At 70.3% G+C, this 21119-nt stretch carries 22 protein-coding genes; 3 read left to right on the plus strand and 19 right to left on the minus strand.

Features of this window, described 5'->3' with window-relative positions:
• Window positions 1-1384, minus strand: a 1384-nt coding sequence (locus tag BN1056_RS05970; RefSeq protein ID WP_280516443.1) for a glycoside hydrolase family 3 N-terminal domain-containing protein, incomplete at its 3' end; no start/stop codon positions are given.
• 88 nt (window positions 1385-1472) lie between these two features.
• On the opposite strand from BN1056_RS05970, the gene BN1056_RS05975 reads away from it, so the two are divergent.
• The gene (locus BN1056_RS05975; protein WP_210579777.1) at window positions 1473-2576 is read left to right on the plus strand and encodes an ADP-ribosylglycohydrolase family protein; all 1104 of its coding nucleotides are present in this window, start codon (window positions 1473-1475) and stop codon (window positions 2574-2576) included.
• On the opposite strand, the gene BN1056_RS05980 is transcribed toward BN1056_RS05975, so the two are convergent.
• The 3 genes from BN1056_RS05980 to BN1056_RS05990 are packed head-to-tail and all read right to left on the minus strand — an operon-like array spanning window position 2573 to window position 3983.
• Window positions 2573-2944 carry a type II toxin-antitoxin system death-on-curing family toxin gene (locus tag BN1056_RS05980; RefSeq protein ID WP_210579779.1) on the minus strand — a complete coding sequence of 124 codons (372 nt, stop codon included), beginning with the start codon at window positions 2942-2944 and terminating at the stop codon, window positions 2573-2575. The two genes, BN1056_RS05975 and BN1056_RS05980, sit on opposite strands and share 4 nt — an antisense overlap.
• Window positions 2941-3144: a CopG family transcriptional regulator gene (locus tag BN1056_RS05985; protein WP_073333116.1), complete on the minus strand. Its 204-nt coding sequence runs from the start codon at window positions 3142-3144 to the stop codon at window positions 2941-2943. The genes BN1056_RS05980 and BN1056_RS05985 overlap by 4 nt, the downstream gene beginning before the upstream one ends.
• Before the next feature lie 59 nt (window positions 3145-3203).
• Window positions 3204-3983: a hypothetical protein gene (locus BN1056_RS05990; protein ID WP_210579781.1), complete on the minus strand. Its 780-nt coding sequence runs from the start codon at window positions 3981-3983 to the stop codon at window positions 3204-3206.
• A gap of 280 nt (window positions 3984-4263) precedes the next feature.
• On the opposite strand from BN1056_RS05990, the gene BN1056_RS05995 reads away from it, so the two are divergent.
• Window positions 4264-5850 (plus strand): xylulokinase, encoded by a 1587-nt coding sequence (locus BN1056_RS05995; protein WP_210579783.1) that lies wholly within the window; start codon window positions 4264-4266, stop codon window positions 5848-5850.
• A gap of 58 nt (window positions 5851-5908) precedes the next feature.
• Here BN1056_RS05995 and BN1056_RS06000 read toward each other — a convergent pair whose 3' ends face one another.
• Window positions 5909-6310: a hypothetical protein gene (locus BN1056_RS06000; protein WP_244671539.1), complete on the minus strand. Its 402-nt coding sequence runs from the start codon at window positions 6308-6310 to the stop codon at window positions 5909-5911.
• Between the two features lie 89 nt (window positions 6311-6399).
• On the opposite strand from BN1056_RS06000, the gene BN1056_RS06005 reads away from it, so the two are divergent.
• Window positions 6400-6639, plus strand: coding sequence for an RNA-binding S4 domain-containing protein (locus BN1056_RS06005; RefSeq protein WP_210579785.1), 240 nt, complete (start codon window positions 6400-6402; stop codon window positions 6637-6639).
• Between the two features lie 136 nt (window positions 6640-6775).
• On the opposite strand, the gene dnaE is transcribed toward BN1056_RS06005, so the two are convergent.
• From dnaE to BN1056_RS14640, 14 genes are all read right to left on the minus strand, one after another.
• A complete protein-coding gene (gene dnaE, locus BN1056_RS06010; RefSeq protein WP_210579787.1) occupies window positions 6776-10393 on the minus strand; it encodes a DNA polymerase III subunit alpha in 3618 nt (1205 codons plus the stop codon).
• A gap of 10 nt (window positions 10394-10403) precedes the next feature.
• A complete protein-coding gene (locus tag BN1056_RS06015; protein WP_210579789.1) occupies window positions 10404-10958 on the minus strand; it encodes a GNAT family N-acetyltransferase in 555 nt (184 codons plus the stop codon).
• Window positions 10959-10972: 14 nt separating this feature from the next.
• Window positions 10973-11893, minus strand: coding sequence for an RluA family pseudouridine synthase (locus tag BN1056_RS06020; protein WP_210579790.1), 921 nt, complete (start codon window positions 11891-11893; stop codon window positions 10973-10975).
• Window positions 11890-12501: a signal peptidase II gene (gene lspA / locus BN1056_RS06025; RefSeq protein WP_210579791.1), complete on the minus strand. Its 612-nt coding sequence runs from the start codon at window positions 12499-12501 to the stop codon at window positions 11890-11892. The genes BN1056_RS06020 and lspA overlap by 4 nt, the downstream gene beginning before the upstream one ends.
• A 137-nt stretch (window positions 12502-12638) precedes the next feature.
• Complete coding sequence (locus tag BN1056_RS06030) at window positions 12639-13241, minus strand: DivIVA domain-containing protein (protein ID WP_210579792.1); 603 nt, start codon at window positions 13239-13241, stop codon at window positions 12639-12641.
• 110 nt (window positions 13242-13351) lie between these two features.
• Complete coding sequence (locus BN1056_RS06035; protein ID WP_425306107.1) at window positions 13352-13570, minus strand: DivIVA domain-containing protein; 219 nt, start codon at window positions 13568-13570, stop codon at window positions 13352-13354.
• Window positions 13571-13806: 236 nt separating this feature from the next.
• Window positions 13807-14094, minus strand: a complete 288-nt coding sequence (locus BN1056_RS06040; protein WP_210579793.1) for a YggT family protein — start codon at window positions 14092-14094, stop codon at window positions 13807-13809.
• Window positions 14095-14114: 20 nt separating this feature from the next.
• The gene (locus BN1056_RS06045) at window positions 14115-14585 is read right to left on the minus strand and encodes a cell division protein SepF (protein ID WP_210579794.1); all 471 of its coding nucleotides are present in this window, start codon (window positions 14583-14585) and stop codon (window positions 14115-14117) included.
• A 133-nt stretch (window positions 14586-14718) separates the two neighbouring features.
• Entirely contained in the window at window positions 14719-15546 is an 828-nt protein-coding gene (locus BN1056_RS06050; RefSeq protein WP_425306108.1) for a purine nucleoside phosphorylase YfiH/LACC1 family protein, read from the minus strand.
• A gap of 3 nt (window positions 15547-15549) precedes the next feature.
• A complete protein-coding gene (gene ftsZ, locus BN1056_RS06055) occupies window positions 15550-16773 on the minus strand; it encodes a cell division protein FtsZ (protein ID WP_210579795.1) in 1224 nt (407 codons plus the stop codon).
• Between the two features lie 146 nt (window positions 16774-16919).
• The gene (locus tag BN1056_RS06060; protein WP_244671540.1) at window positions 16920-17789 is read right to left on the minus strand and encodes a cell division protein FtsQ/DivIB; all 870 of its coding nucleotides are present in this window, start codon (window positions 17787-17789) and stop codon (window positions 16920-16922) included.
• Window positions 17786-19315: a UDP-N-acetylmuramate--L-alanine ligase gene (gene murC / locus BN1056_RS06065; protein WP_425306109.1), complete on the minus strand. Its 1530-nt coding sequence runs from the start codon at window positions 19313-19315 to the stop codon at window positions 17786-17788. The genes BN1056_RS06060 and murC overlap by 4 nt, the downstream gene beginning before the upstream one ends.
• A complete protein-coding gene (locus BN1056_RS06070) occupies window positions 19312-20553 on the minus strand; it encodes a UDP-N-acetylglucosamine--N-acetylmuramyl-(pentapeptide) pyrophosphoryl-undecaprenol N-acetylglucosamine transferase (protein WP_244671541.1) in 1242 nt (413 codons plus the stop codon). The genes murC and BN1056_RS06070 overlap by 4 nt, the downstream gene beginning before the upstream one ends.
• Window positions 20546-21119 (minus strand): FtsW/RodA/SpoVE family cell cycle protein (locus BN1056_RS14640; RefSeq protein WP_244671542.1); only part of this gene is annotated, 574 nt, incomplete at its 5' end. The genes BN1056_RS14640 and BN1056_RS06070, both read right to left, overlap by 8 nt.

Here is a 21119-nt window from a genome sequence, read left to right on the forward strand (position 1 = left end):
CGCCGAACTGGTCCACGCCGTTGTCGATGGCCAGCTGATGGCGGCCCGCCACATCCAGGTCCTCCACGCCGTAGCAGCGCTGACCGAAGTGGTCGATCTCCGGGTCGGGATCGGCGGTGATGCCCCAGTCGGTGCATACCACGCCGTCGAAGCCGTGGCCCTCGCGCAGCAGGTCGTGGACGATGGCGCGGTTGTAGGCGTTGGCCCGCGGCGGCGTCGGAGCGCCTTCGCCGTTGAGCACCTGCCCGTCGGGGGTGCGGTAATGCCAGGAGATCGTGTAATAGGGCATGACGGCGCCTGCCGATCCGGTGGGGCCGTCCAGGTGGAAGGAGGCGTCGAAGGAGCGCAGGTGCTCGGACTCGTTGCCGCCGGGGTAGACGGCGAACTTGCCGAAGCCGTAGTGGGCGTCGCGGCCGCCCTCACCGGTGCCGCCGCCGGGCCAGTGCTTGACCATGGTTGACACCGACGCGCCGCCCCAGCCGGGGTCGGCGTAGGAGACGGCCGTCGGCGGCAGGTCGGCGTGGCCCGGAGTCAGGCCGAAGGCGGCGCCGGTTCCGTCGGGAGTGGTCTGCATGCCGTCGCAGTAGGCGCGGGTGTAGTCGGCCACCAGGCCGGAGTGCGGCCCCCAGGTGTCCTGCAGCCGCATCCAGCGGGGGTCGGTGGCGATGTCGATCTGGGGGCCGAGCGCCGTGGTGATGCCCAGGGCCCGGTACTCGCGGGAGATGATGGCGGCGTACTCGGCCACCCGGTCGGGGTCGAACAGGGCGGCCATGCCCAATCCCTCCGGCCAGCGGGACACATCGGCGGCGGAGGTGGCGAACTCGGCGCCGGAGGCCTCCGCGGCACCGTTGCGCGGGTCGGTTGAGGTGTTCACCGGGATGCCCAGCGGTTCGGACTCCGCGAGCGCCTGCATGGCGTTGTTCCAGCGGGCGGCGGTATCCGCATCCTGGAGGGTGAAGACGAGCACGTGACGGACGTGGTCGGCGGTGAGCATGGCGCGCTGCTGGTCGGTCAGTGCCCAGGCGGGTACGCCGGCCTCCGGGTAGGGGCGGCCGCCGTAGGTGCCGGCGAAGGGGCCGACGCCGGGGTTGGGGACCGGCTGGTGGGGTGAGTAGAGCATGAGCCCGGCGATCGCCTCCAGGCTCATCCGGGAGGCGAGGTCGGCGGCGCGCGCGGCGGCGGGCAACCGCCAGTCCTCGTAGGGCAGCAGCGTCCCGGTGCGGGCCAGGTCCTTGAACAGGCGGCCGTCGACCTCGATCACGGGGGCTGAGCTGACCCCGAGGGTGGGGCCGTCGTCCTGCGGGTAGAGCGTGACGGCGGGCTCGGCGTCTACGGGGACGTCGGAGTGGGAGTCGGGATTTGAGCCGGTCGTTGGGGTGGTCACGGAAGCTCCTTCTTCGGGCGACGACGCGCGGGCGCTGGGGCAAGCATCGCACGAGCGCCCCGGGGTCGCACTCCCCTACGCTGCCGTCATGAGACTGGCCAACCCGAACTCCGCTTCCGCGGGCGCCCTGACCGACTCCCAACTGGACCGCGTTGAGGGCGTGCTGCTGGCGCAGGCGGTCGGCGATGTCATGGGCGTGCCCTACGAACCGGGCGAGGTGCCTCTGGAGGGACCCGCGCAGTTGCTCGGCGGCGGCTTCGGCGACTACGCACCGGGCGAGTGGAGCGACGACACTCAGATGTCCCTGTACATCGCCGAGATTACGGCCACGGGCGCGGACCTGACCGAGGACGCCACTCTGGATGAGATCGCGCGCGGCTGGTGCCGTTGGGTGACCGTTGACGGCGCCACCGATGTGGGAGCCCAGACCCGCGCGGTGATCGACGCCGTCGCCGACACCGCTGCTGCGCCGGGAATCGCCGCCCGGATGCGGGCGGCCGCCGCGGACCTGCATGCGCGCACCGGCCGGACGGCGGGCAATGGTGCTCTGATGCGCAACGGGGTCGTGGGCCTGACCCGCCTGGGCGACCGCAGGGCGACGGCCGCCGCCGCCCGGGCGGTCGCCGAGCTGACGCACGCCGACCCCCTGGCCGGGGACGCCTGCGTGATTCAGGCCGAGATGATCCGTGCCAACGTGATGGCGCCGGCGTGGCAGGGGATGCCGTATTTCGGGGCCAACGCCTTGGCGACCCTGGACCTGATTCCCGCCGAGCGTCGCGAGTACTGGCATGACCTGTTCGACGGCGGGATTCTGGACGCGGACCACTACCAGGCCCCGCCGGCCGGCGACGGCTTCGCGGTGCACGCACTCGGACACGCGACACTCGCCTTCATCTTCGCCAACCGCGCCGGCCACCGCTCCGCGGCGGCCATGAGCGGTGACCGTGGGGAGGTGGCGCGCGTCTGGATGAATCTGCTGTTGGACCGGGCGGTGCAGGCCAGCCAGGACAAGGACACGGTCGGGGCCATAACCGGTGCGATCGCGGGCAGCTACCTGGGTGCTAGCGCGCTTGACCCGCAGTGGGTCGCGGCCGTGCACGGCCTGCCGCGTCGCAGTGACGGCACCGACCGCACGGCCGCCGACCTGCGCGCCCTGGCCCGGGCCACCGCCACGGCCGGGCTGAACCGTTAGGGCACTCCATTTGCATTCAGCCAGCTCGCTATCTGCTGCCACTCGGCTCGCCCCGCAGCAACCTCCACCACGCGGTCATAGGCCTCGTCGTCATCGACATCCAGTTCCACGCCGTTAAGTCCCAGGAAAACGACCATGCAGAGCCACCCGAGCCGTTTATTCCCATCGACCAACGCGTGGTTACGAACAACCGATTCCAGGAGGACAGCCGCCTTCGCCGCCAAAGTCGGGTATGCGTCGTGTCCGTAAAGAGTGGTCGTTGGCCGCTGCGCTGCGGCTGCCAACAAACCCAGATCCCGTACCTCCCGCACGCCGAGGTCGGCTGTGAGTGCAAGTAGGTCTTCCAAATCGAGGAAACGTACCCTCACTCACCGAGCCTCCGCAGGAGATCGGCGTAACGGGTCCGAGTCTGCTCGGAAAGCTCGGCCAGCCGTTCCTGATGCAGGTGGCGCTCAGCCGTCTCCACAATCGCACGCGCAGCGGCCTCCTGCTTAGAGATGTTCTGCGCCGCGGCCAACTCTCTGAGAAGTCGATCTTGGCGCTCGTTCAGCCGCAGAGTCATAGCCACTCAAGAATGATACCAGTTTGGTGGCAGGATCCAGGTGCTGCCGAGAGGCCGGCCCTTATTCATCCTCCGCCCCCAGCCGGCGCATCCCGCCGATCGACGATGTGCACGGGCCCCTGCAGGCCGCACTCCCGCAGGGCGGCGTCGAGTTCCTCCACCAGGGCCTCGATGCTGGTCAGCCCCGCAGCCACCTCCGCATGGTCGATCCGCAGCGCTGCCATTCCCCCGATCTCGGGCACCGGCTCAATGACGAAGCGCTCCGCGGCCGTCTCCTGAAACAGTTCCAGATCCTCGGAAGGGCCGTATACGACCGTCTGCGCAGATGGAGGCGCCTCGGGACCGTTGCCGAACAGCGGATCGTGCAACCTCACCTCCACGAACACGGTGCCGTCCGCCGCCTCCGGCCGTCGTGTGCCGAGCCGACGCGGCCGACCGCGCTCGCCCGCACGTGGCTCGGGAGGCCCGGTGCCCGCGTAGGCGAAGGCGCACAATCCTGCGGCGTTGAGGGCGTCCGCGAGTGCCGCCAGGCGCGCGTCCGCCAGGCCGTCGACGTCGGCCAGGAGCAGCCAGTCGGCTTCGGGTGTAGCCCGATTCAGGCGAAACCCGGCCCGCCGCGCGGTTGCGGCCACCTGCGCCGTCGCGTCGAGGGGAAAGACACGCACGAAGGCGGTATGCGGACCGGCCCGGGTTACCAGCGCCGTCGGCAGGACCAGCCCGGTATCGAACAGGTAGGGCACGCCCCGCACGGAGCGGGGCGTCATGCCGTCACCGGCGGACAGGTCGGCGCGTCCATCGGCGGACTGCGGATCGGCTGGGTGCGGATCGGAAGTGGGCTCGGTCATATGCGGAAGATATCCAGTTGGTACGACACGAATTCGAGGGCTTACCGGAGACTCGGCGCGTGCTGGGAGTCGCCGACCCACGCGAGCGGGACACGATAGTGCCGCCGAGCCACCCACCGGCGTCCGCCGGGAGACTTCCACCGCGCGAGCCGTCGCCTCCCACAGTGAACGTTCACAATCCGTGGCCGGTACCACTATCATGGCGCCCATGGGCCCGGCCAGGCGCGACGTCGCACCCGGCCGAAAGGCAGCAATACACCAATCAGCAACGGAGCGCCGAATGACCGCAGCAACCACCCCCGCAAACATCGATTCGGCCAGCACCGCCCTCGGCGTCGAGTTCGGCTCGACCCGTATCAAAGCGGTACTCATCGACTCCACCGGCACCGTGCTGGCCGACGGGGGCTTCACCTGGGAGAACGAGCTGGTCGACGGCGTGTGGACCTACTCGATGGACGCCGTCGTCGCCGGGCTGCAGGCCGCCTACGCCGACCTGGCCGGCCGCTACCGGGAGCGCTACGGCACGCCGCTGTCCCAGGTGGGGGCAATCGGCGTCTCCGGGATGATGCACGGATACCTCCCCCTGGACGCCAATGGAGAATTGCTGGCGGCCTTCCGGACCTGGCGCAACACCTTCACCCAGGACTCCTCCCGCACCCTGTCGGAGCTGTTCGGGCTGAACATCCCGCAGCGCTGGTCAATCTCGCATCTGCACCATGCCATTACCCACGGCGAGGAGCACGTGACCCGCATCGCCCGTCTGACCACGCTGGCCGGCTACGTCCACTACCGGCTCACCGGCCGCCACATCCTGGGCGTGGGCGAGGCCTCCGGCATGTTCCCCATCGGCCCGGACGGATGCTCCTTCGACGCCGGCATGCTCGACGCCTTCGACCAGCTGGTCGACATGCCGTGGCGGCTGGCCGACATCCTGCCGGAGATCGCTCTGGCCGGGCAGGACGCCGGTCGGCTTACCTCCGACGGGGCCCGCCTGCTCGATCCCACCGGGACGCTCCAGCCCGGGGCGAGGCTGTGCCCGCCGGAGGGCGACGCCGGCACCGGCATGGTCGCGACCAACTCGGTGCGCCCACGCACGGGCAACGTCTCCGCGGGCACTAGCGCCTTCGCCATGATTGTGCTGGAGCAGCCGTTGCGCAGCCTGGTGGAGCAGATCGACCTGGTGGCCACCCCGTCCGGAGCGCCGGTGGCCATGGCACACGCCAACAACTGCACCTCCGACCTGAACGCCTGGGTGGAGATCTTCTCCCAGTTCGCCGACGCCATCGGCCACCCCATCCAGCGGGGCCCGCTGTTCGACATCCTCCTGGGCGCCGCCGCCGAGGGCAATATGGATGACGCCGGGGTGCTGTCCTACAACTTCCTGTCCGGCGACGCCATCGTCTCCCTGCCGGAGGGGCGCCCGCTCACGCTGCGCCAGCCCGGCATCCGGTTCACCCTGGCCGGCCTGATGCGCTCACACCTGTTTGCCGCCTTCGCCTCCATGGCCTACGGGTTGAAGATCCTCAAGCAGAACGCCGACGCGCCGATCGACTCCATGTTCGCCCATGGGGGCATCTTCAAGACGCCCGAGATCCCCCAGCGGGTCCTGGCGGCCGCCTTCGACACCCCCGTGTCGGTCGGTCAGGCAGCCGCGGAGGGAGGCGCCTGGGGCATGGCACTGTTGGCCGGCTTCCTGCTGTGGGGCGACGGAACCCAGCTGGCCGACTACCTGGAACAGCACATCTTCGCCGATCTGGAAGTCACCACCATCGTCCCCACACCCGCGGAGGTCGCCGAGTACGACCGCTATCTCGAGCGCTTCGTCGCCGCCCTGCCACTGGAACGCACGGCCACCGAGGTGTTCTAGTCGACGTCGCCCGGACGACGGCGGCACACGGGGCTTGTCCCGGGCTCGTCACCAGCCGTCATCCACGAGCCCAGTAGTCCCAGCAGGCGCTGCGCTCGGGCGGCGCCCAGGCGTCGTCGGCTGTGCCGACCTCACCCTTGGCCTGGTTGATTACCAACGCCGGCAGGCTCGGCTCGCCGCGCTCGGTGCAGTCGTATCCGAGCATGTGCAGCAGCGGGCCCATGTGGCGAGGCAGGACAGTGCCACCGATCGCCTCGCTGAGCTCGCCGTAGGTGATGACCTCACGGTGCGCGGCAACATCGATCAGCACCTCGCGAGCACGCATCACGGCTTCGGCCAGCCGCGGCGTCAGCGTGTACCTGCGCTCACCCACCAGGTAGCGCTCCCCCACGGTCAGCGCGAGTTCGCCTCCCGCAGGCAGCTCGAGTTCGGGCGATGCCCCAGACGCGGACGATGACACCCATTCATCCTCCCAGATCCTGAAGCAGGCGTGAGCGGAGGTCAGGGCTCGCGGATGCGAATACCGTGCGGCCCTGCCAAAATGGGCGCATGTCTGCATCCGCCTTCCCCTCCGTTCCCGTCTCCGGCGAGATCAAGCTCGGGCAGTTCCTCAAGCTCGCAGGCCTGGTGGAGGACGGAGCCGACGCCCGCATCGCCATCCAGTCCGGCGACGTCACGGTAAACGGCGAAGTCGAGACCCGGCGCGGGCACCGCCTGGCCGACGGCGACGTCGTCGTCGTGGACCTGCCGACGGGTGCAGCCGGCGCCGTCGTGACCGCCGCGTCCTGAGCCGCCCACCCCGTAACCCGACTGCCGCCTGCGCGGCGTCTAGTACGAGCTTTTGCACCCTGGTGTATGGCAAATAGCCGCACACCAGGGTGCAAAAGCTCGCAGTAGGGGGCGAAGGGTCGCAGCAGGCCGGCGGTCAGCGCTTGAGACAGCCGGGGCCCAGCAGCGCCTTGATGTCGGAGTAGAAGGCCGCAGACGCCTCCACGCGCAGGGAGTTGTCCAACTGGGTACGCACCTCACGGCCGGGACTGGTCAGCGTCAGCCGCACGGTGGACATGCCCGGGTGCTTCTCCAGCACCGTCTTGAACTGCTCCACCAGCGGACCGGTGCAGCGGTTGGTCGGCAGCGTGATCGTCACCGCCTCGTGCGTGGCGCTGGACACGTCCGGCACCGTCATCTCCTGCACGTACAGGGCGACCTGCCCGTCGCGCCGGTTCAGGCGCCCGCGCAGGGTCACCACCGTATCCGGCGCCAGCATCGTGGAGACCGTCTGGTAGGTGGAGGGGAAGAACAGGGCTTCGATGCTGCCGCCCAGGTCCTCGATCTGGGCGATCGCCCACAGGTTGCCCTGCTTGGTGGTCTTGCGGGTCAGCGAGGTGATCAGCCCGGCGATGGTGACCATGGCGCCGTCGGGCCGGTCGTCGTCCTCGATGAGGTCGGAGATCTCGGTGTCGGCCAGTTTCGACAGGGCGCTCTCCAGCCCGAGCAGCGGGTGGTCGGAGACGTACAGGCCGAGCATGTCACGCTCGTAGGCGAGCTTCTCCTTCTTGTCCCACTCGGGCAGGTCGGGCACCTCCGAGGAGAAGACCGGGCCGGAACCGAAGCCGGCGTCGGCGGCCTCGCCACCCCCCTCCCCCATGAGGGAGGCGAACAGGTCGAACTGGCCGGCGGCCTCGTTGCGCTTGACGCCGATGATCTCATCGACGAAGTCCTCGTGGCAGGCCTGCAGGGCGCGCCGGGACTTGCCCAGCGTGTCGAAGGCGCCGGCCTTGATCAGGGAGTCGATGGTGCGCTTGTTGCACACCACCGCCGGGACCTTGTCGAGGAAGTCCTCGAAGCTGGTGAAGTCGCCCTTCTGCTCGCGCGCCTGCACGATGGCGTCGACGACGTTGGCGCCGACGTTGCGGATGGCGCCAAGGCCGAAGCGGATGTCCTCGCCCACGGCGGAGAACTGGGCGCGCGAGGCGTTGACGTCCGGGGGGAGCACCTTGATGCCCATGTGGCGGCACTCGCCCAGGTAGACGGCCAGCTTGTCCTTGTTGTCCTTCTGGGAGGTGAGAATGGCCGCCATGTACTCGGTCGCGTAGTGGCACTTGAGGTAGGCGGTCCAGTAGGTCACCACGCCGTATGCAGCCGAGTGAGCCTTGTTGAAGGCGTAGGAGGAGAAGGGGACGACGACGTCCCACAGGGTCTGGATGGCCTCCTCGGAGTAGCCGTTGTCCAGCATGCCCTGCCGGAAGCCGACGAACTCCTTGGCCAGGATCTCGGGCTTCTTCTTACCCATGGCCTTGCGGAGCTTGTCTGCCTTGCCCAGGGAGAAGCCCGCCAGCTCCTGGGCGATCCTCATGACCTGCTCCTGGTAGACGATCAGGCCGTAGGTGGTGCCCAGGATCGGGTCCAGGACGTCCTTGAGCTCGGGGTGGATGGGGACGATCTCCTGCATGCCGTTCTTGCGCAGGGCGTAGTTGGTGTGCGAGTCGGCGCCCATGGGGCCGGGCCGGTAAAGGGCGCCGACGGCGGAGATGTCCTCGAAGTTGTCCGGCTTCATCAGCCGCAGCAGGGTGCGCATGCCGGAGCCGTCCAGCTGGAAGACGCCCAGGGTCTCCCCGCGGGCGAGCATCGCGTAGGTCTCGCGGTCGTCCAGGGCGATGTTGTCGATGTCCAGAGCCGGCTTGCCGTTGGCGACGATGTTGTCCAGGGCATCAGAGATGACCGTGAGGTTGCGCAGCCCCAGGAAGTCCATCTTGAGCAGCCCCAGGTGCTCGCAGGTGGGGTAGTCGAACTGGGTGATATAGGCGCCGTCCTGGAGCCGCTGCATCATGGGGATGATGTCCGTCAACGTCCGGCTGGACATGATGACCGCGCAGGCGTGCACGCCCCACTGGCGGGTCATGCCCTCCAGGCCGCCGGCCAGCTCGACGATCTTCTGCGCGTCGGGGTCCTCGGTGTGCAGGTCGCGGAACTGCTGGGCCTCCCCGTAGCGCGGGTCCTCGGGGTTGAACATGCCCTTGATGGTGATGTCCTTACCCATCACCGACGGCGGCATCGCCTTGGTCAGGCGGTCACCGACCGCGTAGGGGTAACCCATGACACGGGAAGAGTCCTTCAGGGCCTGCTTGGCCTTGATCACGCCGTAGGTGACCACCTGGCTGATCTTGTCCGCGCCGTACTTGTGCTTGACGTACTCCAGCACCTCGTCGCGCCGGCGCTCGTCGAAGTCGACGTCGATATCCGGCATGGAGATGCGCTCGGGGTTGAGGAAGCGCTCGAAGATCAGCCCGTGGTTCAGGGGGTTGAGTTCGGTGATGCCCATGGCGTAGGCGACCATGGAGCCGGCGCCGGAGCCGCGGCCCGGGCCCACGCGAATGCCCTGCCGCTTGGCCCAGTTGATGTAGTCGGCCACCACCAGGAAGTAGCCGGGGAAGCCCATCTGCACAATCACGCCGATCTCATACTCGGCCTGCTTGCGGCAGTCCTCGGGAATGTCGCCGTGGAAGCGGCGGTCCATGCCCTTCCAGCATTCCTTGATGAACCAGGACTCCATGGTCTCCCCCTCGGGCACGGGGAAGGCCGGCATATAGGACACGCCATCGTCAACCGTCTGGAAGTTGACGTTGCACTGTTCGGCCACCAGCAGCGTGTTGTCGCAGGCCTCCGGCATCTCCTTGAACAGGGCCCGCATCTCCCGGCCGGGACGCAGATAGTAGGTGTCGCCGTCGAACTTGAAGCGGTCGGGGTCCGAGAGCACCGAGCCGGAGTTGATGCACAGCATCGCGTCCTGCACGGTGCGGTCCTCCGGACGCACATAGTGGGAGTCGTTGGTGGCCAGCAGGGGGGCGTCCAACGCCTTGGCGATGCGCAGCAGGTCCTTGGTGACGCGCCGCTCGATCTCCAGCCCGTGGTCCATGAACTCCACGTAGAAGAAGTCCTTGCCGAAGATGTCCTGGAACTCCCCGGCCGCCCGCAGCGCCTCGTCGTACTGGCCCAGCCGCAGGCGGGTCTGCACCTCGCCCGAGGGGCAGCCGGTGGAGCCGATCAGGCCCGCGGAGTAGCGGGACAGCAGTTCGCGGTCCATGCGCGGAGCCTTGCCCCACTGCCCCTCCAGCGAGGCGTAGGAGTCCAGCCGCATGAGGTTGTGCAGGCCCTCGTCGTCGCGAGCCAGCAGTGTCATGTGCGTGTAGGAGCCGCGGGCGGAGACGTCGTCGGAGCGCTGGGACTCGTCTCCCCAGAACACACGGGTCTTGTCGAAGCGGGAGGTGCCCGGCGTCATGTACGCCTCCACCCCGATGATCGGCTTGATACCGGCCTGCTTGGCGGCCGCGTAGAACTCGTAGGCGCCGAACATGTAGCCGTGGTCGGTGATGGCCAGGGCACGCTGCCCCAGCCGTTTGGCCTCGGCGACGTAGTTCTTGATCTTCCCGGCGCCGTCGAGCATGGAGTAGTCGGTGTGAACGTGCAGGTGGACGAAGTCGTCGTAGGGCTCCTTGCCGTCGGTCTGCTCGCCCACCGTCTGCGCAACGCTCGTGTCTGCCATGCGGCTCATCTTAGGAGCGTGTGAGCGTGCGGGCCATGTCCTGATGCCAGATGCCGGCATCCAGGTAACGCTCCCCGGTGACCACCCGGTAGCCGCAGCGCCGGTAGAAGCCCATGGCCGTTTCCTGCGCCGCCAGCACCACGGTGACGGTGCCCTCCACGGACGCGTACCGCAGGGCGGCCTGCTCGACGGCGGCGACCAGGCGCGCCCCCAGCCCGGTGCGGCGGGCGGGGCGTCTGACGGCCAGGCGTCCCAGGTGCACCTGCCCGGGATGGTCGGGCTCCAGCAGCAGGCGCGCCGCGCCCAACGGGGCGCCGTCGGCGCCGCAGGCGAGCACGTGGATGGTGGTGGCCGCGAAGTCGCGGGCGTCGATCTCCAGGGCGAGGGGGACGTCCTGCTCGTCCACGAACACCTCCAGGCGCACGTCCGCCACCGCGCGACGCAGCTCATCGAGGGCGGGGTCGGCGTCATCGCCGCGGGCGGTGGCGAAGCGGACGGGGGCGACGACGGCGCGCAGCGGTGCGATGCGCAGCGGCGGGTGGCCGGTCGGGTCAGGTGCGGTCATTGGCGGCAGGCGGTTCAGGGCAGGCGTAGGACTTCCAGGGCCCGGGCCAAGTCCTCGGGATAATCGCTGTGGAAGGTCATCCGTCTGCCGGTGAGCGGGTGGGCAATGGTCAGTTCGGTGGCGTGCAGCCACTGGCGTCTCAGGCCGGTCTGGGCGCTCAGGGTGGGGTCCGCCCCGTAGGTGGCGTCTCCCACGCAGGGGTGGCCGACGGCGGCCATGTGCACGCGGATCTGGTGGGTGCGGCCGGTCTCCAGGTGGACCTCCACCAGGCTGGCGCGGGGCATGAATTCGATCACGTCGTAGTGGGTGATGGACTCGCGCCCGCCGTCGATGATGGCCATCTTCCACTCCCTGCCGGGGTGACGGCCGATGGGGGCGTCGATCGTGCCGGAGGAGGGGTCCAGGTGCCCCTGGACGACGGCGTGGTAGACCTTGTCGACGGTGTGCTCGCGGAAGGCGCGCTTGAGCACCGAGTAGGCCCGTTCCCCCTTGGCGACGATCATGACGCCGGAGGTGCCCACATCCAGCCGCGAGACGATGCCCTGTCGCTCGGCGGCCCCGGAGGTGGCCACCGATATGTGCATGGCTCGCAGCGCGCCGAGCACATCGGGCCCGTCCCAGCCGACCGACGGGTGCGCGGCCACGCCGGCGGGCTTGTCGACCACGACGATGTCGGCGTCCTCGTAAAGGATGCCCATGCCCTCCACCGGGGTGGGAGCCGGCGCGGGCGGGCGCGGGTCGGGCAGGTCGGCCTCGATCGTGGTGTCGGCCTCCAGCCGCTGCGCCTTGTCCGCGGCGGCGCCGTCGATGCGGACCCGGCCGGCGGCGCACAGGGCCTCAACCTTGGAGCGGGACAGCCCGGTCATGCGGGCCAGGGCCGCGTCCAGCCGCTGCCCCACGAGCCCGTCCGGAACGGGCAGCAGCCGCAGGCTCATGCGTCGGTCTCCGCGTGCCGACCGCGCCCCTCGCCCGCACGGCTGCCGTCCAACTCGCGGCCGCGCAGGGACAACACCATGATGATTACGGCGGCGCCGACGATGGCGATGTCGGCCACGTTCCCCACGAACCAGCCGCCGTAGTCGATGAAGTCCACCACGTGTCCGCGCAGCACCCCGGGGGCGCGCACCAGGCGATCGATGAGATTGCCCACCGCGCCGCCCAGCACCAGGCCGAGCGCGACCGCCCACCACATGGAGCCCAGTCGTCGGGAGATGCGAATGACCACCACGGTCACGATGATGGCGATCAGGGCGAAGATCCAGGTCTGACCGGTGGCGAAGGAGAAGGCGGCGCCGGGGTTGCGCAGCAGCGTCAACGTCAGCCAGTCGCCCAGCACGCGCACGCGGTGCCCATCCGACAGGGCTGCTACCGCCCACACCTTCGTCAGCTGGTCCACGGCCACCACCACGACCGCCAGCGTCCACAACGCCGCCAGGGGGCGGTGCGGGCGCCGTACGGACGCCGTCGTGGTCGCCTCCGGCGTGTCCGGCGTGCTGGCGGAGGTCGGCCGGATCGGCGTGACGGGTTCGGGAGTCTCGCTCATGGTCCTTCGTGGAGTTCGACGGGTGGATGCGGCTTGCCACCGCCCTGCAGAGACGACCCGGTCGGGGCGGCGGCCCGGCTGGGCCCGCCGCCCCGACCGGCGGATGTCATGACGCGGTTGCGGCGTCGGCGCTGCCGTTACAGGCTGGGCGTGGCCGACTCGTTGCCGTCCTCGACGGTGGTCAGCAGGTTCTGCAGGTAGCTCTTCAGGCGCGTGCGGTAGTCGGACTCGAAGCGACGCAGCTCGTCGATCTTGTGCTCCAGGCCGGAGCGCTCCTTCTCCAGCTGAGCCAGGGTGCGGTTGCGCTGGTCCTCGGCCTCGCGCACGACCTGCTCACCGGTGGCGCGGGCCTCGGCGATGATGCGCTCGCCCTCGGCCTTGCCGTTGGCGACGTGCTCGTCGTGCAGGCGCTGGGCCAGCTCGAGCATGCCGGAGGCGGCGGCCGGTTCCTGGGACTCGTCGGCGACCGGCGCGACGGGAGCCGGCTCGACGACGGGCTCCACGACCGTGGTCTCCTGCGCGGCGACCGGCGCGGCCGGGGCGCCCTCACCCAGTTCGGCGATGCGGGCGTTCGCGGCCTCGAGCTTGGCCTTCAGGTCGGCGTTCTCGGCCTCGAGCTGACGCATGGACTCGACGACCTCATCAAGGAACTCGTCGACCTCGTCCTGCTCGTATCCCTCGCGGAACTTGGTTGCCTGGAACTTCTTATTGAGGACGTCGTCTGCGGTTAGCAGCGTCATAGTCGTCACCTCGGTGTCGTTACGGAAGATGCCACGAGCACCGGATGACCGGCGACTCATGCGGACAGATTACCTGAACTCCAGGTTCAGGCCACATTCGGAGGCGCATGTCACGCACCCGGTGTTACCCCTCCCTGCCCCCTTAGCCTTGCATTGGCGCGCTCCAGGCGTGCAACTCGGGCCTTCGCGGATGCCAACTCGTTCTCAAGACTCCGCATAGCCGCGATCACCTCATCAAGAAATTCGTCGACTGCCTCCTGCCCGTATCCTTCGCGGAACCGAGTGGTCGGAAGCTTCTTGTTGAGGACGTCGTCCGCGGTCAGCGGCATGATGATGATCTCCTCAGCGTCGTGGGGTGGTCTGAATGGGCACCGGAGAACCGGTCCTCATGCTGTCGGGATGCTCAACTCCTGATACGAGTTAAATCGGAAGGGTACGGCCCCACCCCGCGTTGCGTTAGCGTCATGGGGCGGACCACATGTCACGTTACCATCACATGCGGCGATGTATGTCGCCTTCGGGCTGAATTCCTGCCGCTTCCTCGATCCAGCGACCGCGTTGAACGTCACACCAGCAGCAGGAGCAGGCGCTGGACGATGACGATTCCGAACCACAGGACCAGGAAACTCAGGTCTACACCGACGCCACCCAGGCGCACCAGCGGCACGAAGCGGCGGATCTGCCGCAGCGGCGGGTCGGTGAGCCCGTAGACGACATTGGCCAGAACCAGCACGACGCCGGTGGGACGCCAGCTTCGAGCGAACAGCTGGATCCAGTCCAACACCACACGGATCAGCAGGATTAGGACGTACAGGTTGAGCAGGCTCGAAATGATCGAGACGATTGCGACCATGGGCTGCGCAGCCGGCCCGATCAGCTCTGGTTGAAGAAGCGGCCATGGGCGTCATCGGCGCCCTCGCCGTCGTCGATCTCGACCGAAGTCGGGGTCAGCAGGAACACCCGCGGGGTGACCCGCTCGATGGCGCCGTGCAGCCCGAAGACCAGCCCGGCGGAGAAGTCGACCATGCGGCGGGCGTCGGACTCGCTCATGTTGGTGAGGTTGACGATGACCGGTACGCCATCCCGGAAGGACTCGCCGATCACCCGCGCCTCGTTGTAGGTGGAGGGGTGCACGGTGACGATGCGACGCAGATCCGGGGTCGCCGCCGGGGCGGGCGCCTCCTCGAAGGGGGCCTCGTAGACGTTGCCGGCGTCGTGGTCCGTGTAGTCGTCGGCCAGGCCCTGGGTGAAGTCCACGTGGGTGTCCTCGGGGGCATCGGCGTAGTCCTCTTCGATCGGCTCGGAGTAGCCGAGGAAATTGGTCATCTTGCGCAGTGCGCTCATGAGAGTTGCTCCTTGTCCGTCCGGTTCCCTGCGGTCCGGATGAGGCTGACGGTATCGGGCGCCGACGGACTGGCGGCTGATTCACTGCGGCGTGTCATCGGATATCGGCGCGTCCGTATCCATTCGGCCGCCGTTACGCCGGCGCCAACAGCACAATCCCGGCCTGACGACCGGTCACGCCGTCGCGCCGGTAGGAGTACAGCTCGGTTTGCTCGTAGGTGCAGCGGTGGACGTTGAGAATGTGGCGCACGCCGGCGCGTTCGAGTTGGGCAGTGATGCCGGCGGCCAGGTCGATGCCGGGCGTGCCCCAGCGCGTGGTGCTGGCGCAGGCGGGTTCACGGGCCGCGGCCTCGGCGTGCAGCGCGGCGCCCACCTCGTAGCAGGCGCCACAGATCGACGGTCCAATGGCGGCGCGGATGCCGGCGGACTCCGCGCCGCCGGCGACCAGGGCCGCCACGGCCGCCGGGACGATACCGGCCAGGAACCCGCGGCGGCCGGCGTGGACGGCGGCTACCGCGGTGCCGTCGGCGCCGGCCAGCAGCAGCGGTACACAGTCGGCCACGAGCACGGCCGCGGCCGCCGCCGGGAGCGGACCGGAGCCGCCCGGGCCGGCGGGCGGGGTGCGGGTATCCAGGACCAGCGCGTCGGCGGTGGGCAGGGCGTCGGTCCGGGCGGAGGCGATGCGGGCCGAGTGCACCTGGTTCATCCAGGCAATGCCTGCACGGCCACCGGCCCCGGGCGCGGCTTCCGCCGCGTCGGGAACGATGCCCAGCGCCCGGGCGAGGCGGCGGCGGTGAGCCTCAACCCGGGCGGGGTCGTCACCGACGTGGAGGGCGAGGTTGAAGCCCGCATACGGGCCGCCCTCCCCCGCCGGTGCGGGCGCGCGGGTGGTGAAGTAGCCGCGGGCGCCGTCGCCCATGTCGACGGCGATCAGCGCATCCGCTACTGCCTCATCCGCCACGGTTCAGCGCAGGAAGTCGGGCAGGTCGATATCGTCCTTCTCGGCGTCGACGCCGATGACCCGGGGCACGGTCAGCTCCGGCTCCGCCTCGGGCTGGGAGTCGTCGACGTAGGTCGGCACCTCCGCCGTGGTGGGGGCGGGGACGGCCGGAACGGGGCGGGTGATCGGGTTCTCGGCCGCGTGGGCGCCGCGTGCCGGGGTGGCGGGGCCGGCGGCGGGGCGGGCCGCAGCGGCCGCGCGCGACAGGGTGGCCGCCGCGTCGGCAGTGGAGTCCGCGGGGCCCTCCTCGTCGAATCCGGCGGCGATGACGGTGACGCGCACCTCGTCGCCGAGGGCGCCGTCGACCACGTTGCCGAAGATGATGTTGGCCTCGGGGTGGACCGCCTCGCGCACCAGGTTGGCCGCCTCGGAGATCTCGAACAGTCCCAGATCGCTGCCGCCCTGGAAGAAGAGCAGGACACCGTGGGCGCCGTCGATGGAGGACTCCAGCAGCGGGGAGGCGATGGCCTGCTCGGTGGCGGTCAGGGCGCGATCCTCGCCGGTGGCGGAGCCGATACCCATCAGGGCACTGCCGGCGTCCTGCATGACGGACTTGACGTCGTTGAAGTCAACGTTGATCAGGCCGGGCGTGGTGATGAGCTCGGTGATGCCCTGGACACCCTGTAGCAGCACCTGGTCGGCCTGCTTGAAGGCGTCTACGACACTGATGTTGCGGTCGGCGATCTGCAGCAGCCGGTCGTTGGGGATGACGATGAGTGTGTCCACTTCGGCGCGCAGGTTGGTGACGCCGTCCTCGGCCTGCATGGCGCGCCGCCTCCCCTCGAAGGCGAAGGGACGAGTGACCACACCGATGGTCAGCGCGCCCAGGGAGCGGGCGATCTTGGCGACGATCGGGGCGGCGCCGGTGCCGGTGCCGCCACCCTCGCCGGCGGTGACGAAGACCATGTCGGCACCCTCGAGGGCCTCCTGGATATCGTCCTCGTGGTCCTCGGCGGCCTTGCGGCCGATGGTCGGATCGGCGCCGGCGCCGAGGCCGCGGGTGAGGTTGCGGCCGACGTCAAGCTTGGTGTCGGCGTCGGACATGAGCAGCGCCTGCGCGTCGGTATTGACGGCGATGAACTCGACGCCGCGCAAGCCGGCCTCGATCATGCGGTTGACGGCATTGACGCCGCCGCCGCCGACGCCCACCACCTTGATGACTGCTTGATAGTGCTGCGATTCCGCCACTGTCTGCCTCCGCGTTTGGTGCCGAGTCCAAGGACTCCCCTCAACCTTCAACCTGAAGTCGAGGTCTATACTTATGTCATTCTTCCGATGACGTGCCCAACGCTATGGGCCCCACGCCCGCCGCAGGCGCATTTGAGTTCGGCGTGTCAGGAGGTGGTGGGACTGTGCGGGCTGGACACGTCGTAGGTCTGCGCCTCCTGGCCGAGCAGCACCGCCAGCACCCGCGCCTTGAGCTCGTTGTCGGTGGACTGTCCCCACACCACGGTGGCGCCGCCGGCCAACGTCAAGGTCACCTGCCCGGTGTCCGAGACGGCGCCCTTGGCAACCTGTGCGCGCACGTCGGCGTCCAGGCTGCCGATCGCCTCGGTCACCGCCGAAACCTGTGCCTCGGACAGCTCCTGCCCCGGCTGGGTCTGGATCACGGCCAGGTCGTCCGGCGCCTGCTCGACGGTCTCAAGGACCACGGCCTCACCATCGAGCACCTGGTATCCGGCATCCGTGGGCCGGGCGGCGACGGGCACCCGCAGGGTCAGCCGCACCGCCAGGCCGTGCGGCCAGGAGCGGGTCACCGCCGCCGACTTCACCCGCACCAGGGAATCGGCAACCTCATCCCCCAAGGCGCCGACGTTCAGCCGCAGTAGGGACTGGCCGGCGTGGTCGGCGAGCGCCTGCTGCACCGCGGCGGCATCGACAGCATCGTCGGCTCCCGTCACGGCGATGTCGGTGGTGCGCAAGGCCAGCAGCGGTGAGAACAGCGCCCCCCACCCCAGCAGGACCGCGGCCGTCACCAGGGCGATGGCACGCACCAGCCGACCGCGGCGCAGCCGGCGGCGGGCGCGACGGCGCTCATCGAGCCGGTCGGTCAGCCCGGTGGACACGACCCGGTCGCGGTGCTCGCCCCGGACAGGCAGGGCGGGCCCGCCGTCATCGTGCACGCTCAATTCGGCCGCGGCCGTATCCGGCTCCGGTTCCGCTTCGGGGCCGCGCGGGCGCGGCGGGGTCGGCTTGCGCATCATGCCGAGGCGCTGCGCTCGGCGAGCGCCTCCAGGATGACGGGACCCAGCCGAGTGACGTCACCCGCGCCGATGGTCAGGATCAGGTCGCCGGGTTGGGCGGCGGCCGCGGCCGCCCGGGCGGCGGCATACGGGTCGGCGATGTAGCGGGCGTCGCCCGGGATGCGGTCGACGACGATCTGGCCGGTGACGTCGGGGAAGTCCGCCTGGGCCTCGCGGGCCGGGTAGATCGCGGTGACGATCACGCGGTCGGCGCCGCCCAAGGCCGCGCCGAAGCGGTCGGCGAAGTTGCGGGTGCGGGAGAACAGATGCGGCTGGAACAGGGCCACCACACGCCCACCGCGGGCGTCGGCGACCTCACGTGCAGCCACCAGCAGCGCCTCGATCTCGGTGGGGTGGTGGGCGTAGTCGTCGATGACACGGACCCCGGCCGCCTCACCGCGCTCCTCGAAGCGGCGCCCGGTGCCGCCGAATTCGCTCAGGGCACGAGCCATGGCCGTCGCCTGCACGCCCAGCTCACAGCCGGCCTCCCACGCGGCGGCGGCGTCCAGGGCGACATGGTCGCCGGGAAGGGACAGTTCCAGCGACACCGGCTGCGAGCTCGGGCCGGAGCCCGTGGCGACGGCGTCGGCGTCCCAGCGGGTCAGGGACGCCTGCGTGCCGGTGGCGCTGCGGGCGATCACCTCCACGCGCACATGGGCCGCGCCCGGCACCGGGCCGCCGGGGATGTCCGCGGGGGTGGTGGTGCCGTAGGTGGTCACGCGGGTGCCGGCGGCGGCGGCCGTGCGGGCCAGGTCCAGGGCGCCGGGGTCGTCGGCGCAGGCGATCAGCAGTCCGCCGGGGACCAGGCGCGCGGCGAAGTCGACGAAGGCGGCGGCGAAGGCCTCCGGGGTGCCGTAGTTGTCGAGGTGGTCGGGCTCAATGTTGGTGACGATCTCGACCGTGGGGGCGTAGTTGAGGAAGGAGCGGTCGGACTCGTCGGCCTCGGCGACGAAGGCGCGCCCGGCCCCGAAGTGGGCGCCGGTGTGCAGGGAGCGGACCACTCCCCCGATCGCGAAGGAGGGGTCCTGCCCGGCGCTGGACAGCGCCTGGGCGAGCATGCCGGAGGTGGTGGTCTTGCCGTGGGCGCCGGCGACGGCCACGAAATCGCGACCGCGGGCCGCCAGGGCGAGGGCCTGCGAGCGGTGGATGACCTCCTGGCCGCGTTCGCGGGCGGCGCGCAGCTCCGGGTTGGTCTCCTTGATGGCGGTGGACACCACCACGGTGGCGGCCTCCGGCACGTTGGCGGCGGCGTGGCCCAGGTGCACCTTCAGGCCCTGTTGGCGCAGTTGCTCGAAGGCGTCGCCGCCGTGGGCGTCCGAGCCGGTCACGGTGGCGCCCCGCGCCGCGAGGATCTGAGCCACCACGCTCATGCCGGCGCCGCCCACGCCGATCAGGTGGAAGGCATGACCGGCCAGGTCTGTGGGCGCCTTGGCCGTGTGCGCCTGGTCCGCTCCGGCGACGGGGTTGGACAGCTGTGGATCGGTCACTGGCCTGGCTCCTGGTTCTCGTCGGCCTGCGCCGTACCGGGCACACGGCCGGCGGCGGCGCGGATCAGCGCGGCCAGACGGGCGGCGCCGTCGCGCACCCCGGTGGAGGCGGCGGCAGCCGCGGCCTGGGCGCGGCGGGTCGGGTCGGTGAGCAGGCCGGTGAAGGCCAGCACGTCGTCGCCGCTCAGGTCGGCGTCGCCCACCAGCGTCCCGCCGCCCGCGGCCACGCAGTCGGCGGCGTTCAGGCGCTGCTCCCCGTTGCCGATGGGCAGGGGGACGTAGAGGGCGGGCAGGCCCAGGGCGGTGAGCTCGGCGACGGTGCCGGCGCCGGAGCGGCAAATGACGCCGTCGGCGCACGCATAGGCCTGCTCCATGGTGGTGAGGTAGTCCAGCACGTGGTAGCGCTCCAACAGCCCGGGGGCGCCCGCCGCGGCCCGCTCCAGGGCGGCGCGCACCGGGGCGTCCTTGCCGCGGCCGGTCAGGTGCAGCACCTGCAGGTTCTCCGGCAGGCGGGCGGCGCAGTCGCACAGGACCTCGTTGAGGTGCTGGGCGCCCAGCGAGCCGCCGGTGACCAGCAGGGTCGGGGCGGCCGGGTCCAGGCCGAGGGCTGCGGCACCCTCGCGGCGGGCGGCGTCGGCGTCGTCATTGAGGCGGGCGGCCAGGGCACCGATGGCGGGGCGCAGCGGCAGGCCGGTGACCTCGGTGCGGCCGTGCGTGGCGGCCAGCGGGGTGGAGGCGAAGGTGAGGGCGACGGCGGCGGCCCAGCGGGCCCCGAGCCGGTTGGCCAGGCCGGGGCGGGCGTTCTGCTCGTGGATGACCACGGGCACGCCGGCGCTGCGGGCCGCCAGGTAGGCGGGGGTGGAGACGAATCCGCCGAAGCCGACCACGACGTCGGCACCAACCTGTGCGATGGCCTGGCCGGCGGCGTCGACGGCGCGGTGCAGGCGCCGTGGCAGCAGCAGCAGGTCGCCGGTGGGGCGCCGCGGCATGGGCACGCGCGGCACATGGGCCAGGGGGTAGCCGGCCTCGGGGACGAGCCGTTCCTCCAGCCCCTCCTTGGTCCCCAGCACCAGGATGTCGGTGTCCGGGTCGCCGCCGCTGGTGTCGTCGCGCAGGGCGGCGGCCGTCGCCAGCAGGGGGTTGACGTGGCCGGCGGTGCCGCCGCCGGCCAGCAGCACGCGCAGCGGCCGGCCGGTGGGGCCGTCCGCGGCGGGTTCGGGGGTGGGGGTGTCAGACACGTTTCCTCCTGCGCGGGGCGATGACGGCCAGGGTACGGCGTACGGCGCCGCTGCGGGAGCGCAGTGCCTCGGGCGCGCCGGGCTCGTTGCGGGCGAAGGCGAGCAGCACCCCGACGGCGAACAGCACGGACACGAGCGCGGAGCCGCCCGCGCTGATCAGCGGCAGCGGCACGCCCAGCACGGGCAGCAGGCCGACCACCACGGACATGTTGATCAGGGCCTGGCCGACGATCCAGGTCATGATGCCACCGACGACCACGGCCGCGTACAGGGAGTCGGAGCGACGGATGATGCGCAGGCAGCACCAGCCGACCACGGCGAACAGGAGTATCACCAGCAGGGTTCCCACCAGTCCGAACTCCTCCCCGAGGACGGCGAAGATGTAGTCGGAGTCCGCCTGAGTCAGGTAGCCCCACTTCTGCCGGGAGGAGCCGGGGCCCACCCCCCACCAGCCTCCGGTACCCAGGGCGTAGCGCCCGTGCAGGGGCTGGTAGCCGACGTCGAGGGGGTCGTAGCGCTCCGGATGCAGCCAGGCGAGGAGATCGGAAGAGCGTCGTGTAGGGAAA

It is taken from the genome of Actinomyces succiniciruminis (genome assembly GCF_900002405.1).
GTDB lineage: Bacteria > Actinomycetota > Actinomycetes > Actinomycetales > Actinomycetaceae > Actinomyces > Actinomyces succiniciruminis.